General features: G+C 61.0%; 13 protein-coding genes. 4 read left to right on the top strand and 9 right to left on the bottom strand.

The annotated features are described in order from the left end of the window. Positions 1–59: 59 nt before the first annotated feature. Both murQ and GWR55_RS12630 read right to left on the bottom strand, forming a co-directional pair. Entirely contained in the window at positions 60–965 is a 906-nt protein-coding gene (gene murQ / locus GWR55_RS12635; RefSeq protein ID WP_162402586.1) for an N-acetylmuramic acid 6-phosphate etherase, read from the bottom strand. Positions 966–1,163: 198 nt separating this feature from the next. Then, the gene (locus tag GWR55_RS12630) at positions 1,164–2,786 is read right to left on the bottom strand and encodes a VWA domain-containing protein (RefSeq protein ID WP_162402585.1); all 1,623 of its coding nucleotides are present in this window, start codon (positions 2,784–2,786) and stop codon (positions 1,164–1,166) included. Between the two features lie 166 nt (positions 2,787–2,952). Between GWR55_RS12630 and GWR55_RS12625 the strand changes: the two genes are divergently transcribed. Next, entirely contained in the window at positions 2,953–4,008 is a 1,056-nt protein-coding gene (locus GWR55_RS12625; RefSeq protein WP_162402584.1) for a hypothetical protein, read from the top strand. Positions 4,009–4,183: 175 nt separating this feature from the next. Here GWR55_RS12625 and GWR55_RS12620 read toward each other — a convergent pair whose 3' ends face one another. After that, positions 4,184–5,164 (bottom strand): zinc-dependent alcohol dehydrogenase family protein, encoded by a 981-nt coding sequence (locus tag GWR55_RS12620; RefSeq protein ID WP_162402583.1) that lies wholly within the window; start codon positions 5,162–5,164, stop codon positions 4,184–4,186. 304 nt (positions 5,165–5,468) lie between these two features. Beyond that, the gene (locus GWR55_RS12615; RefSeq protein ID WP_162402582.1) at positions 5,469–6,401 is read right to left on the bottom strand and encodes a hypothetical protein; all 933 of its coding nucleotides are present in this window, start codon (positions 6,399–6,401) and stop codon (positions 5,469–5,471) included. A gap of 220 nt (positions 6,402–6,621) precedes the next feature. On the opposite strand from GWR55_RS12615, the gene GWR55_RS12610 reads away from it, so the two are divergent. After that, positions 6,622–7,116, top strand: a complete 495-nt coding sequence (locus GWR55_RS12610) for a MarR family winged helix-turn-helix transcriptional regulator (protein ID WP_162402581.1) — start codon at positions 6,622–6,624, stop codon at positions 7,114–7,116. Positions 7,117–7,121: 5 nt separating this feature from the next. Beyond that, positions 7,122–8,000: a pirin family protein gene (locus GWR55_RS12605; protein WP_162402580.1), complete on the top strand. Its 879-nt coding sequence runs from the start codon at positions 7,122–7,124 to the stop codon at positions 7,998–8,000. 69 nt (positions 8,001–8,069) lie between these two features. On the opposite strand, the gene GWR55_RS12600 is transcribed toward GWR55_RS12605, so the two are convergent. The 5 genes from GWR55_RS12600 to GWR55_RS12580 all read right to left on the bottom strand — a co-directional run bounded on the left by GWR55_RS12600 (position 8,070) and on the right by GWR55_RS12580 (position 13,564). Beyond that, positions 8,070–8,357 carry a HigA family addiction module antitoxin gene (locus GWR55_RS12600; protein ID WP_162402579.1) on the bottom strand — a complete coding sequence of 96 codons (288 nt, stop codon included), beginning with the start codon at positions 8,355–8,357 and terminating at the stop codon, positions 8,070–8,072. 14 nt (positions 8,358–8,371) lie between these two features. Beyond that, complete coding sequence (locus tag GWR55_RS12595; protein WP_162402578.1) at positions 8,372–8,653, bottom strand: type II toxin-antitoxin system RelE/ParE family toxin; 282 nt, start codon at positions 8,651–8,653, stop codon at positions 8,372–8,374. A 180-nt stretch (positions 8,654–8,833) separates the two neighbouring features. Then, positions 8,834–10,465, bottom strand: coding sequence for a hypothetical protein (locus tag GWR55_RS12590; RefSeq protein WP_162402577.1), 1,632 nt, complete (start codon positions 10,463–10,465; stop codon positions 8,834–8,836). A gap of 40 nt (positions 10,466–10,505) precedes the next feature. Continuing rightward, positions 10,506–13,190 (bottom strand): ABC transporter permease, encoded by a 2,685-nt coding sequence (locus tag GWR55_RS12585; RefSeq protein ID WP_162402576.1) that lies wholly within the window; start codon positions 13,188–13,190, stop codon positions 10,506–10,508. Beyond that, positions 13,187–13,564 (bottom strand): PadR family transcriptional regulator, encoded by a 378-nt coding sequence (locus GWR55_RS12580; protein WP_162402575.1) that lies wholly within the window; start codon positions 13,562–13,564, stop codon positions 13,187–13,189. The genes GWR55_RS12585 and GWR55_RS12580 overlap by 4 nt, the downstream gene beginning before the upstream one ends. A 90-nt stretch (positions 13,565–13,654) precedes the next feature. Between GWR55_RS12580 and GWR55_RS12575 the strand changes: the two genes are divergently transcribed. After that, entirely contained in the window at positions 13,655–14,470 is an 816-nt protein-coding gene (locus GWR55_RS12575) for an ABC transporter ATP-binding protein (protein WP_162402574.1), read from the top strand. The last annotated feature ends 42 nt before the right edge of the window (positions 14,471–14,512 follow it).

Raw genomic sequence — 14,512 nt, 5'->3', positions numbered from 1 at the left:
GTTCTTATTCCCGAGCGCCTCTTCCTCTCGCATCGGGTCCGGTCTACACGCTCCGCTCATTACGCAAGCGCCCGCGCCAGGCTTCCGCCTGCTGCAGTCAGCTTCTCTTCGGCAGCCTTGCGATCCAGTCCCAGCTTCTGCATCGCGATCGCCACCTTCACGCTTCCGGCTTCGTCGAGCAGCCGTGCAGCGGTCGGGCGGTCGACACCTGCGGCATCGGCAATGATGCGCTGCGCTCGATCAACCAGCTTCTCGTTGGTAGGCTGCACATTTACCATCAGGTTTCCGTAGACCGCCCCGGTCCGGATCATCACGCCCGTCGAAAGCATGTTGAGCACCAGCTTGGTTGCCGTTCCTGCCTTCAGGCGCGTCGAGCCCGTCACGATCTCCGGCCCTGTCACCGGGGCGATCGCGATGTCGGCAATCGCGGCCATCTGCGATCCCGTGACGCAGGTCAGCGAAACCGTCAGCAGCCCCATCTTCTTCGACTGCTCCATCGCGCCAATCACGTAGGGAGTGCGTCCGGAGGCAGCGATTCCCACCAGCGTGTCCGGTGCGCCATTCTGCCCGAAGCCCGCGGCCAGCAGATCGGCCGCACCCTGCTCGCGCGAATCCTCCGACTTCTCGCTCGACTTGCGCAGCGCCAGGTCGCCCCCTGCGATCAGACCCTGCACCAGCGTCGGAGGAACCGAGAACGTCGGCGGGCACTCGCTGGCATCCAGTACGCCCAGCCGTCCGCTGGTCCCCGCGCCGATGTATAACAACCTCCCGCCCTTCGCAAACCGTGCCGCGACCTCGTCGATAGCCCGGGCAATCTGCGGAAGCTCCGTCGCAACGGCCTCAGGAACCGTCCTGTCTTCCTGGTTGATGACCTGCACCATCTCCAGGGTCGAGAGCTGATCGATGTGGGTGGTGCGTGGATTACGGGACTCGGTGGACAGCGTAGCAAGATTAAGGTCGTTCATCACTGACAATGATATGGTCTCAGGGCCTAATCCGTGCGTCCTGCCTGCGCGTCGGCGCGATATCTTCTTCCGGCTTCTTTCTCCTCAGCCAGCGCACGACGACCAGAATTTTCCAACGCTACTACTGCCTCAGGATGACACCACCGGGGAACTACAACGAGTGTGCATTTCCGATGCGCGCTAGATTTCAGACGCATCCTACCGGCTGTCCGCGCCTGCTGCTTGCGATACAGGCTTTCGCAGATCGATATCGGCGGTCCCGATACGGCCCGTGGCAGCGACCCGCACGACAAATCGAATCCGTGTCGCCTTTGCATCGTGAGGCATCAGGTAATGGATGTCGAGCGCTCTCTCGATATGGCCTTTGGGTGGCGCGTCCTCGCTTGCGGCCGCGCGAATGACCTTTGCGTCACGCCGAAGTTCTTTGTTCTTTTTATCGAAGGTCGAGGTCATCAGAATCACCTCCGCACGGCGCGGCTCGGTGGCAGTGGCATCGCTCCATACCAGCCCTTTGGCTTCTACGTGAATGTTGAACTTTTCCGGCGACTCCGCAAGCCGCGTCGCTGAAAGAGGAACACCGTCATAGACCATGGTGCTGGCATCTGCCAGAAGAAGGTCCGCGATCAGACGTTTGGATGGGTTCACCGGGTTGAGCTTATCGGGACCGTACTCGAGGTAGTAGCCCTCGCGTGTCGTGACCGTAAGGCCGGGACGATCGACGGTCACCTTGATACGGCGAAACTTTCTCGGATCGCGCGATTCATTCGTGGGCCGGTAGGTCAGCGTATAGAACGCCCCACCGTCGCGAATCGTGCTGCCAATTTCGGTATCCACATCGTTGCGGCCATAGAGTGCGCGTCCGCCTGTCGCTGTCGCCAGCTTTGCGAACTGGTAGTTGCCCCCGAAGGGATCGGTGAGAGCCGCATCGGAGCCGTAGGCCTGCGGATCGATCTGAACACCGGCCGGATCGATGGTGTAGAGCGTGATGCGCGCGTCTCGCAGCGTGTTCACGCACTCCTGCACAGCGCTATTCACGCGTTGTTCGGTATCGATGGGGTAGTTCGCCATGTTCAGGTTTGGAAACCCCCGGCCAATCCAGATCATGTTCTTGTGCCCCGGATGCCCGATCGTGGCCAGGGCCACCCGGCGCAGCGTAAGGAACGCCGTGGCATATCGCTCCGCAAGCCAGGTGTACTGGTGCGCCTGCCACGGATAGGCGGCAAAGTGATGGTTCAGTGCGGCCAGCAGATCATTCTTGTTCTGCGTGTAGTCGTGCAGCACGGTGAAGTTCTGCAGGCTGACGGCCACCAGCATGGTAGGGGTCGAGAGCTTGCCCGGCTGCCGCTCCAGAAACTTCTTCAGCGAGTAGCGGGCAAACGCCATATCTTCAAATCTCGTATTGAATTCGTCGAGCAGAACGATGTTGACAGGAGCCTGTGGAGCCGCTTTGTCGAGCGTAGCCGTCGAATCGATCGTGAGCTGAGAAGGAAGCGTGTGTACGCCTGCGGCCTCGAAGTTGAGGATCGTCTGGGGCTCGTTCGATTCGCTGATGTGGAAGTCATCCTTCTTCAGATCGGTGACGACGTTTCCCTTGGCATCGCTCACGACCATGTCCAGAATCACGATGCGGGCATTGCGCGTGATCGTGTAAACGCCATTTGCGTCTTTTACAGGTTCGATCGCACTCCGGTCAGGACTCTGTGCTGGCGTGGGTTGATTGCCCGGGGGCTGTGGTTTCGAGCCGAAGGCAGGAGCATTCTGCGCAGCCGATGGGAGCGCAAGGGCAGTCAATAGAAGGGCGGCGGTCCGGTAAAAACTCATCGTCACCTCTCACAGCATCTAAAACCTGCCGAATCAGACAAGTTGCTACAGATAGCAGGTTACCGGTCAAAAGAATTTCAAGGCCTCTGTAGCGGTTGGTGACGTTGCTAGCATCACACCAGATTGGGTCTCTGTGCCTGCCGCTCCGGAGACTGCTAAATCGCCTATGAAGATACAGCGTTATGTTCTTGTTGTGGCAGCTCTTCTTGTTGCTTTTTTCCTGGCCTGGATTCTCTGGCCCTCAGGCTCGAAGAAGAACCAGCCGGCCCCACAAGCGGGATCAGGTACTCCCAAGACCCCTGCGAAGGCCCGCGCGAATGCACCGGAGACGACTGTTTATGCGCATAATCTCGACCTCCGCAAAGGTCCGCAGTTCCGCATCTACGTCCGCTGGCTTCGCGGGAGGATGCTTCCCACCCGCACCGGAGTAGTTCCGTCGCTGGATGACGAGAGCAGCTTCATCTTCCAGATCGATCGCGGCCTCATCCACGCCAACCTGGGAGACATTGCCAACTATCTGAACTCAGCCATGGCAGCGCGTTCGCCTCTCAAAGAGATGAAGCTGACCGGTGATGGCCAGCAGATCCGGCTCTCGGGCATCATGCATAAGCTGCTGATTCCTCTGCCGGTCGAAGTGTTGGGGACCATCGCACCGGCTCCCGGCGGAAGAATTCATGTATCGATCAGTAAGATCAATGTCCTCAAGATGCCGGTCAGGGGGCTGCTGAAAGGCCTGAAGGTTGAGGTCGACGATATCGTCGGCAAGGAGCCGGTCGATGGGGTGGAGGTAAGGGACAACGACATCTACCTGAATACGACGGTGCTGCTGCCGCCGCCGCACATCCGCGGGCAGATCTCCGCCATCGAGCTGCATGCTCCGGACGTGGTCGTGACCTACGGCAGTACCTCTCCGGAGGACGATCAGCAGCTGGCCCGATGGCATAATTTCCTGCGGCTTCGCGGAGGCTCGGTACGACTCGGCAAGCTGACGATGGACGATGCCGATCTGACCCTGGTCGACGCCTCAGGAGACAGATGGTTCGACCTGGACCTGGCCAACTATAACGACCAGCTTGTCAGGGGATTCAGCCGGATGACCCCGGACCGGGGGCTCGAGATGTTTATGCCTGGAGTCGGCCGGGCGCTTCCTCCGGGTTCCATCTCTCTCGATACGCTCCGCGACAAGACGAAACCGCTGCCCAACCCCGCCGGAGTTCGCTGATCACCCTTGGGGGGTATCGACCTTCGCCGGTCAGAGGTTGCCGGACCTTAATTGCAGGATCAAAAGACTTTGAGGGGTCAAAAAGAAGTTATCATTCCGACCGGAGCGCAGCGAAGTGGAGGAATTCGCTTTTCTACCGGAATGCCAACGACAGAGAAGGCATGTCGATACACCTTCAGGGAAGGATCACGCAGGGGCCGTCCGCCGTCTCATGCTTCACCGCCTGCAGGGCGTCATTAGCCTCGTCGAGCGAGAAGGTACGCACGTGCGGCCGAATGCCGATCTCGTGCGCGAGCGCGAGAAAGTCGCGCGCGTCCTGTCGCGTCATGTTTGTCACCGAGCGAATCTGCCGCTCACCCCACAGCAGCGTGTCGTAGTCGAAGGCAGGCATCTGGTCCAGGTGAATGGCGTTGATCGCAACCACACCGCCCTTGCGCAGGCTGGAGAGCGCGGAGACTACGACCTGCCCTGACGGTGCGAAGGTAATGGCGCGGTCCAGCGGCACCGGAGGTCTGTCGCTTTCAGTCCCAACCCAGGTCGCACCCGCAGCATCCGCCTGTGCACGATGCTGCTCTCCCCGTGTCGAGACGTAGACCTCACATCCCCAGTGCCGCAGCACCTGGATGGCCAGCGACGCCGAGGCTCCGAAGCCGAAGAGCCCGATGCGTTCGCCCGGCTGAGTTCCGGCAACCCGCAGGCTGCGGAAGCCGATGATGCCGGCACAGAGCAGAGGAGCGAGGTGCCTGGGCTCGGCGTCGGATGGTAGGGGGAAGGCGAAGTCCGAACGGACGAGGGCGTACTGGGCGTAACCACCGTTCACCGTATAGCCGGTTAGCACCGGAGCGTCGCAGAGGTTCTCTTCTCCGCGCTGACAGAAGGGGCAGGTGAGGTCCGCTCCCCCGATCCACGAAACCCCGGCGCGCGACCCGAGAGGAAATTCATCGGTAGCTCCGTCGATGACTTCCCCGACGATCTGGTGACCGGGAATCAGAGGATCGCGCACCGTGGGCAGATCGCGCTCCAGAATATGCAGGTCGGTCCGGCAGACCCCGCACGCCAGCACCCGCAGCAGGGTGTGACCCGGCTTAAGTTGTGGCTGCGGAACCTCTTCGATGGAGAGGGCTGAAGCGGAGGCATGAAGAACGGCGGCTTTCATGGAAGAAGTTCTCCTCATCGAAACGAGAGATTGTCATTCGTAAGACGAACACGAATGGGCACAGCCCTCTTGCTTCCCTTTAATTCGTCGTTCTGAACGGAGCGAAGAATCCCTGTATTTGCCCGGAGCATCCTGGACGCCACAGGCAAAATACAGGGATCCTTCGCGTTGCTCAGGCTGACATCTTTTGATGATTATCCGTCGCAGGAACTACTCTAAAAGCCTAAAAGAAGCAGTCCAGAAGAAAAGGCCCCTGTCGGGACCTTCTCTAATCTTTCTTGCCGGAAAGTGAGTATTCAAGGGCCTACATGTTGGTGTGGCCGGCGCGCATGTCCTCGTTGAAGCTGGGCTTGAGGAACTTGAGCGCAGCTTCCAGCTCCTCAAGATAGCCGTCGCGATGCCCCATCAGGGCCTCTGTGGGAGTGGCAAAGTCGGTGTCGGTAGCCAGGCAGATGACGCCTTCGTGGGCGACCGCCTGCGCTACCTTGCGGAGATCCTCAACGGTCGTATTGAGGTACTGGGCGTCACGCGGATCGGTAAGCCAGACCGGCTCGCCTCCACCAAGGATTCCGGAGAGCCAGAAGACCTTGGCGGCCAGAAACTCCATGCGCTGCGACTCGGTGGTGTCGTTGAAGATAAAGCGCTTCTGCTTGGTGCTGTAGTAGCGGGTGGTGACGGGCACCGGCTGCCGGTTGCCGCTCTTGACCAGCTCAATCTGACCCTGGTCGGTGGTCTTGCGGATGGCGTTGTAGATGAAGGACTCGGCAAAGGGCTGCTCGAGCGCCGGAACAACCTCGGCGAAGGTGCGGGTCATCGAGGCGGAGACCTTCGCGTGCAGAACGCTCTCGCTGCCATCTTCCAGACGAGCCTCTCCATGCACGATGAAGGTATCGGCGCCGGAGGTAGAGGCGTGGAAGGGCCACTCAAATTTGCCGAAGCTGAACGGGATGCCGTGCAGGGTGAGGTAACAGTCCGGACGCGGATTCTTCAGGCGGGTGGCGGACTCCTGCAGGTAATTCTCAACGACGTTCTTGAGAGGTCCCTGAGAGAAGTCGAAGGCAGCGCTCAGCTCCAGCGTCTGCTTTTTGGCTGGATTCGCAGCGAGTCCGATGGTGAACCGCGCCGTCGGACCGCCGGAGAAGTCCTTGCCCTCCTCGACCGAAACCACGACCAGCCCGGCTGCCTTCGCTGCCGCCTCTACCTGTGATGCCAACGCCGTCTGCGCTCCTGTGCTCATTGCCCGTCTTCCTGAATCAGATTTTTCCGTAATTTCCTTATTTTACCGTCAAGGAGCCGGGTTCTCCGGAAGAACAGGCGATTTACGACCTATCCGCAGGTAGAACCCGCCGGCGTTGCACTCACGGGCGAGAGTTTAGGGCGCTGCGGAAACAAACAGGATCGATGGTTCCTCTCACTTTGAATCTTTACCTTGATATCAAGCATCTCTATATCAAGACATGACAAGGACACCACAAACCGAATCCGATCTCAGCGGCATCCACCTCTGGCTGCTCCTCTGGAAGGCTTCCCGAGCGGTCGAGGCGCACTCAACCCGCAGCATCGCCCGTTTCGACATGGGGACGACCGACTTTGGCGTCCTCGAGGCGCTCCTCCATAAGGGGCCACTGAGCGTGACGCAGCTTCGGCAGAAGGTGCTTCTTACCAGCGGCTCCATGACGACTGCCGTCGATCGCCTGGAAGTCCGAGGCCTCGTCACCCGCAACGACGACGCGAAGGACCGCCGCGCCCGCATCATCCGGCTGACCCCGGAGGGCCGCAGGCTGATCGAGTGCGCCTTCGCCGACCATCGCGATGAGATGGAGACCGCACTTGTGGATTTCAGTAAAGAGGATCGCGCCCATCTGCTGCCGCTTCTGCGCAGGCTGGGCCGCGCCGCCGAATCGACTTTTCACGCAACACCAACGGGCGCTGAACAGCGCCGGGAGGAGTAACCATCATGTCCACCACAATCACGCAGAAGAAAGTTCTCGGAACCTACGGCCCCGGATCCACCCACTGGGTTGGAGATGGCTTTCCGGTCCGCAACCTGTTTCCGTCCAACGGAATTCAGCTTGAGGTAAGCCCGTTCCTGATGCTCGACTATGCAGGCCCGCAGTACTTCAAGCCCGCGTCCCAGCCGCGCGGCGTCGGGGAGCATCCGCATCGCGGCTTCGAGACCGTCACCATTGCCTACCAGGGTTCGGTCGGTCATCGCGACTCTGCCGGAAACTCCGGGGTCATCTTCCCTGGCGATGTCCAGTGGATGACCGCTGCCTCCGGCGTCCTGCACGAGGAGATGCACGAGGCAGAGTTCACCAAAAACGGCGGCATCTTCGAGATGATCCAGCTGTGGGTGAACCTTCCTGCGGCCAACAAGATGTCGAAGCCCGGCTATCAGGCGATCACGAAGGAGCAGATTCCGACGATTGACTTCGCCACAGGAGGGAACGCCCGCGTCATCGCAGGCGCTCTCAACGGCAGTCAGGGAGCGGCAAAGACCTTCACGCCGCTCAATGTCTGGGACGTCAACCTGAAGGCAGGCGAGCAGGTCGAGCTTCCGGTTCCGGAGGGCCACAACACGGCCATCGTCCTGCGCAAGGGCGATGTCGAGGTCAACGAGACCGGCAAGCTCAGCGGCGAAGCCCGCATCGCGGTGCTCGGCTCTGAGGGAGACACCGTCGCCCTCAAGGCAGAAGCAGACTCAAACCTGCTGCTGCTGAGCGGCGAACCCATCAACGAGCCCATCGCCAGCTACGGTCCCTTCGTCATGAACACCCGCGAAGAGATCGCGCAGGCCGTCGATGACTTCCGCAACGGACGCTTCGGCAAGCTCTGAGTCTGGAACCGGTTCTAACGAACCAAAGCCGGTCCGTAATGGACCGGCTTTTTTGCATCGTGTTTGTAATCAAGCCGCTTGTGGATGCGGTTTGATCTTTTTAAGGGCGGGAGTCCGCGCATGACGCAGGTCATATTCATTCTGAAGGTTGAGCCAGAATTGAGCCGGCAGGCCGAAGTAGATTCCCAGACGAAGCGCCGTGTCTGCCGAGATGGACCGTTTGCCTTTCACCACATCGTTGATGCGGGGCAAGGGAACTTCAATCGCCTGAGCCAGCCGGTAGACCGAAAGCCCCAGTGGCTCCAGAAACTCGGTGCGAAGAATCTCTCCGGGATGAATTGCGAAATTCTTTGGCATAACAACTACTTCCTTCAGTGATAATCGACGATCTCGACCTCATAAGCATTTCCAGATTTCCATCGAAAACAGATATGGTACTGATCGTTAATCCGGATACTATGCTGCCCTTTTCTATCGCCCGTTAATGCTTCCAGCCGATTGCCCGGCGGGACGCGAAGATTGGCTAATTCCAGCGCAGCATGGAGAATTGCAAGCTTCTTCCATGCTGACCTGCGGAGATTCGCGGGAAGACGCCGATTCTTTCCTGTTTCCCACAGCTCTTCCGTATCTGCATCCGAGAAACCAGTAATCACGATTGAATAGTAACGCCTTCCATTACTATAGGCGAGCAGGATGTCTTACAAGACATCTTTCTCGCATTGTGTTCGTCATCCCTGCTTCTATTCAACCGTCACGATGATGCGTCAGGAACTCGCACAGTTCTAAGCACGATCCAAAAGATGACATCGCAATCAAAACGAAAGCATCGTTCCTCACCCACCCGTCTCAAAGATCTGCTCCGGCTTCGCCGCGATCACCCGATACAGCGCAAACTGCCGCGAATTCTTCGAACGCAGCTCAAACAGCAGGCTGGCCCGGTTGCTCGCCTCCACGTCGACGACGTCGACCAGCCGCATCCATGGCGTGCGATCCAGGTGGGCCGCATCGGTCACGCTGGCCAGCGCAACCTTCAACTGCCCCATGCCGTTGTCCTGTGCGACGACAGTGACGTAGCGCATCACCGAACCTGTCTCGACCGTATGGGCCATGTAGACGTATGTCGGCGCTCCGCCATAGCTGAGCGTATAGCCTTTCAGGACCTCATCGGCCAGGGTGACAGGCGTGGGCTTCGCTGCCTTGGCGTTGCGACTATGGGCTCGGGTGCGCGCGTGCGCGGACTGTTTTGCTGGAGCAGCCTTTTTGGTGGCCTCAGCCGCAGACGGAATCGGCGCCGAGGTCACGTCCGACTTTGGCGGAATCCCGCGCCGCAGCTTCGGCGGCCCGCCGTCGGGTGCACTCATCCCCGCGTCCGCAGACGGGTTTACGGAAGAGCCGGCCATCGCGGACGGCGGAGTTACTCCCGGCACGACACCATACTCAGCCAGCTTCGCCCGGGCAAAGCCCTGCATTTTTGCCAGGACGGCCGCGTGTTCATTCGTGTCCTCCCACGGGCGGGCGAAGGGATGAGGATCGCGATTCCTGGCATCCGAAACTGCCACCATCTGGTGCATGTCCTTCGGAATGCCCATCAGCTTCGGCACTTCTTTGTCTCCGCCCTCCTCGCCGCTGCCGTGATGCAGATGAGGACGGTCCGGATCGTCCGCGATGGAGCCATTCGAGGTAACGCTGGCCTGGTCCTCTTTCTTTCTCTCCTGTTTCTTCCGGTCCTGGTCCGCCTTCTCTTCTTCCGGCGAACGCCGTTTCAGCGTTGGGCGCTCGGCATCATGGGGATCGGAAGAGCCTCCAGCACTGCCTCCGGAGCTGCCGTCAGCGCTGTTGGCGCTCGACGCCGTCTCATCCCCGGTACGCCTGTGCAGCGTTGGCCGGTCGGTATCGGCTGGCGGGTTGTCCTTCTCAGCTGTGGTCGGCGCGGGCGGCGTCTGTGGCTGGGCAGTGGGTTTCGAACCGCCGTCCGTCTTGTCGCTCAGGTGCGGCTTGCTTCCATCGCCTCCTGAGATCTTAATGACCGGCATATTTTTCGAAGGCCGCAGTGCTGCCGTCTTTTTCGGAGCGTCCGCCGGCTTGTAGGTTCCATAGCCCGTCCAGCCTTCATCGAAGGCCGGTCCGGGAGCGCCCTCCGGAAGCTTTGCATCGATCGCCGACTCCAGCACCAGCGTTCCCTTGGGCAGACCAGAATCCTGAAGCTCGTAGACATTGCCTGAGAGCAGAGCGAAGGGAACCGGCTGCGGCCTGTAGATCCCGGCATCCTCCAGGTCGCCATCGATAAAGACCGTAACCGGCACAAAGCGGCTGCCGGTCGGCTTGGCCAGGTCGCCCGTCCACTCGTACACCCCCACCGCCCGCACCACCGTCTCGGGCGTCGGAGCCACTTTATGGGTCTGGCCCAGGCTGATGCCTGTGGCGACAGCCATCCCCGTCACTGCACTCAATATCCGGTATCTCATCGCTGGTAAGTTTAGACGCGATGCCGGTCGCAAAGTCGTACTACTCCGCCCGAAGGGCCTCCATGGGGTCGATGGCAGCCGCTCTCCGCGCCGGAAGATACGCTGATGCCAGCCCGCTCGCCAGAAGAAGCAACGAGATCACCCCCAGCGTCCACCCGTCATACGCGCCCACTCCATAGAGAAAACCATCGACGAGTTTCCCGGTAAAGTACACCAGCGCAAGACCCGCCAGACCTCCGGCCACCAGCATGCGTCCGGCCTGCCGCATCACCATTCGGATCACTCGTCCCCGATCTGCTCCCAGCGCCATCCGTACCCCGATCTCGCGCGTCCTCTGGGCCACAAGCTGCGTCAATAGGCCGTAGATTCCCGAGAGACACAGCAGCAGGGCGGCGCCGCCGAAGACGATCAGCAGCCTGGCCATAATCTGCTGGTTCCCATACGAATCTTCGACGATCTGGTCCATGCTGACGAACTCGGTATTGGCCAGCTCCGGACTCGCCCGTCGCATCAGCTCCTTGATCTCCGGAACGATGGACGCAGAGGGGCGCTCCGTACGAACTGCCAGGTCCATCGCGATGCCTTCGACATTCTTGTACAGATTGCTGTCCGGCTTGAGTTGCGGCAGGTAGAACTGCATCTCCGGCCGCGACTGCTCCGCCACCGAGACCTGCCGGGTGTCGTCCAGAACACCCACGACCACGGCTGGCCTGTCCTTCTCAAGATTCATCAGGCGCTCGCCCATCACCTTGTCCGGGTCGTTGCTCTGCGAAAACTCCTTGACGAAGGCCCGGTTCACCACCACCACTCCCGGCGAGCCTGCCGTATCTCCTTCGTTGAAATACCTTCCTTTGAAGAGCTTGAAGCCGAAGACCTTCTGCGCATCCGGACCAACAACCCGAAGCTGCGCGCGAAAATCCCGTTTTCTTACCGCGTCCGCGCTGTTGCCCTGCGCGCTGAAGGAGAAAGTTACATTGAAGGAGTGGCCCAGCGGGACCTCGGTCATCAGGGTTGCCGCTTCTACTCCCGGCAACGCCATTACACGCTCCAGCATGGGCCTATAGAGATCAGACGTCAGATCTCTGCCTGCGAACCGATAGGACGGGATCGCCATGCTTCCAACGAGGATATGGTCGGTCCTGAACCCCAGCGGCGCATGACGCAACGCATAGATGGTGCGCAGCAGCAGGCCGCAGGAGACCAGCAGCATCAGCGACAGGGCAATCTGCGTGACCACCAGCGCTGACCGCAGCCTGTGCTGCTCCCGGCTCTGGCCCGCCTGGCCGCCACTTCCCTGGCGCAGGGCAGGCTCAATTGCGGCCCGGGCACTGGAGACCGCGGGCCACATCGCAGACAAAACCGCGCTCCCGATTGTCAGGGCAAGCAGCACCGCGATCACGCGGCCGTCCGGCATCGCGCCTTTCACCTGAAGCTGCGTCGCCAGGTTGTGGGCGAACGCCTTCAGCAGCCCCACTGCGAGCGCCAGTCCCAGCAGGGAACCACCGGCGCTCAGAATCATTCCCTCCATCATGAGCTGTCGCACGATACGTCCGCGGCTCGCCCCCAGCGCCCCGCGGATGGCAATCTCGCGCTGACGAACGGCAGCGCGAGCAAGCAGCAGCCCGGTCACGTTTACGCAGGCGATCAGCCACAGAACACCGGAGGCCCCAAACAGCGCCAGCAAAGCCTTCCTGACCTCCGGCTTCACCAGCGACTCGCCGTAGGGCTTCACCGTCGCTGACGTCACCAGATTCCGTGCATACGGATCCGTGTACAGCTTTGCCACCTCGGCCTGCACGACCTTCAGCTCGGCATCGGCCTTCGTTACGCTGACGCCCCGTTTCAACCGCGCAATCGGGATGTAGAGTTTATAGAGTGCATTCAGTGCGTTCCGGCTATCGTCCGATGGATCAAAATGCGCTGCGGTCCATACCTGCGGACGGGAGGAGTTCCAGGGAAACGAAAAGCCCCGTGGCATCACTCCGACCACCGTGTACGGCTGGCCGCTGATCCGCACGATCCTGCCGAGAATATCCTTCCGTCCGCCAAAGGCGTCGCGCCACGCAGCATCGCTCAGGACAATCGTCTTCTCATCTCCGGCATGCGCGAACGGTTTCTGCCCGTCGTAAGCAAAACCGCGCCCCAAGGCGGGCCTCACGCCAAGGACTGAAAACAGGTTGGTACTCACCAGGGAATGGCCCACCTGCTCCGCAGCCGCATCTCCTTCCAGAAACGACCGTCCTACTGCGGAGTTTGAGAAAGCGATGTCTTCAAAAGACTGTGCCCGCTGCCGCCACTCTTCGATGTCGGGCAACGGCATCGATTGACGGTCGCCCCTCCTCCCGGATTCCGCCGGCAGGACCAGCCGCTGCGGCTCCGGGTAGGACAACGTCTGGAGAAGGACTCGCTCGACCACGGTAAACATCGCAGCCGTCGCTCCCAGCCCCAGGGCCAGCGTGGCGATGACCGTAAGGGAGAATCCAGGCGACCGCCGCGTCTGGCGCCAGGCATAGCGAAGGTCCTGCAGCAGGTGCTCAAGCCACTCCCCTCCCCACACGCCGCGCGTCACGTCGCGGACCAGTAGAGGATTGCCGAATTCGCGCTTTGCCGACCTCAGCGCCTGTTCGGGCGTCTCTCCCCGCCGCTCCCGCTCGGCGGCAGCCATCGCCAGGTGTGTGGCGATCTCTTCATCGATATCGTCGGACCTGCGCCGCCAGAACTTCATCGCTCACCCCCATCGGGAGTCAGAGCCGGAGCAGCCTGCATCACCGCGGCGATCGCCTCCACCATCCGCTGCCATCTGCTGTGGTCCGCCGCAAGCTGTTCCTTGCCGGTCGCCGTGATCTGGTAGAACCGTGCCCGCTGATTGCTCTCGGTCTGCTTCCACTCCGAAGACACCCACCCCTGCCGCTCCAGCCGATGAAGCGCCGGGTAGAGCGACCCGGTCTCCACTTGCAGGACCTCTCCAGACTGCGTCCTCAGAGCCTGCACGATGCTATAACCGTGCTGCGGCCCCCACTGCAGGGTCTTGAGGATCAGCATATCCAGCGTTCCCTGCAGCAGCTCGATCCTATTCTTGTACATGGTTTTCGGCGGCATCCGTCCGGCACCTCCTCTGGGAGTAGACACTCTACTTCCTTTGGAAGTAGAACGTCTACCTCTTTTTCGCCGATGGACTACATTCAAGGCATGGCACAGAATGCCCTTTTGCACGTCGACCATCTCTCGATCGACTTCGGAGACCGCCCCGCTGTAGACAGAATCTCGTTCGAGATCGCTCCGGGGGAGACGCTGGGGCTGGTGGGGGAGTCCGGATCGGGCAAATCGGCTACCTCGCTCGCGCTTCTGCGGCTGCTTCCGCCGTCGGCGGCCGTAACCGGCAAGATCGCTTTTGGTGGTTATGATCTTCTGGCCCTCTCCGAGCCGGAGATGAGGCGGCGACGCGGCCGGGAGATCGCCATGATCTTCCAGGAGCCAATGACCGCCCTGAACCCGGTGATGCCGGTGGGGGCGCAGATCGCCGAGGCGGTGCAGGCGCACCACCCGGAGCTCTCCCGGGCCGAGGTGCGCAACCGTGTGCTGGAGTCGATGCACGAGGTCGCGCTGCCGGAGCCGGAGCGCCGCCTGCGCGACTATCCGCACCAGTTCTCCGGAGGGCAGAGGCAGCGCATCCTGATTGCGATGGCCATTGTGAACCGGCCACGTCTGCTGATCGCTGACGAGCCGACGACGGCGCTCGATGTGACCGTGCAGGCCCAAATCCTTGCGCTGCTGAACCGTCTGCGCAGGACGCACAATCTGTCGATGCTGTTTATCTCGCACGATCTTGCCGTGGTGAGCCAGGTGGCCGACCGGGTTGCAGTGATGCAGCACGGTGAGATCGTCGAGCAGGGCGGTGCAGCGCAGATCTTCGGGGCACCGCAGCATCCCTATACCCGCAGGCTGCTGGCATCGGTTCCGACGATGCGAACCGATCGCACGAAGCCGCTGCTGACCCTCGCCTGAACCGGGGACGGCAGGTACACTAGTCCGTGGGCCGACAGGCCA

This window comes from Edaphobacter sp. 12200R-103, from assembly GCF_010093025.1.
Lineage (GTDB): Bacteria > Acidobacteriota > Terriglobia > Terriglobales > Acidobacteriaceae > Edaphobacter.
The sequence above is the reverse complement of the archived record's forward strand: the minus strand, read 5'-3'. Positions and strand labels throughout refer to the sequence as shown.

Excerpts from the sequence above, each read along its gene's own strand:
- GWR55_RS12625 (WP_162402584.1), top strand. The coding sequence starts at position 2,953 with ATGAAGATACAGCGTTATGTTCTTGTTGTGGCAGCTCTTCTTGTTGCT.
- GWR55_RS12620 (WP_162402583.1), bottom strand. The coding sequence starts at position 5,164 with ATGAAAGCCGCCGTTCTTCATGCCTCCGCTTCAGCCCTCTCCATCGAA.
- GWR55_RS12580 (WP_162402575.1), bottom strand. The coding sequence starts at position 13,564 with ATGCCGCCGAAAACCATGTACAAGAATAGGATCGAGCTGCTGCAGGGA.
- GWR55_RS12605 (WP_162402580.1), top strand. The coding sequence starts at position 7,122 with ATGTCCACCACAATCACGCAGAAGAAAGTTCTCGGAACCTACGGCCCC.
- GWR55_RS12610 (WP_162402581.1), top strand. The coding sequence starts at position 6,622 with ATGACAAGGACACCACAAACCGAATCCGATCTCAGCGGCATCCACCTC.
- GWR55_RS12575 (WP_162402574.1), top strand. The coding sequence starts at position 13,655 with ATGGCACAGAATGCCCTTTTGCACGTCGACCATCTCTCGATCGACTTC.
- GWR55_RS12630 (WP_162402585.1), bottom strand. The coding sequence starts at position 2,786 with ATGAGTTTTTACCGGACCGCCGCCCTTCTATTGACTGCCCTTGCGCTC.
- GWR55_RS12590 (WP_162402577.1), bottom strand. The coding sequence starts at position 10,465 with ATGAGATACCGGATATTGAGTGCAGTGACGGGGATGGCTGTCGCCACA.
- GWR55_RS12600 (WP_162402579.1), bottom strand. The coding sequence starts at position 8,357 with ATGCCAAAGAATTTCGCAATTCATCCCGGAGAGATTCTTCGCACCGAG.
- murQ (WP_162402586.1), bottom strand. The coding sequence starts at position 965 with ATGAACGACCTTAATCTTGCTACGCTGTCCACCGAGTCCCGTAATCCA.
- GWR55_RS12585 (WP_162402576.1), bottom strand. The coding sequence starts at position 13,190 with ATGAAGTTCTGGCGGCGCAGGTCCGACGATATCGATGAAGAGATCGCC.
- GWR55_RS12615 (WP_162402582.1), bottom strand. The coding sequence starts at position 6,401 with ATGAGCACAGGAGCGCAGACGGCGTTGGCATCACAGGTAGAGGCGGCA.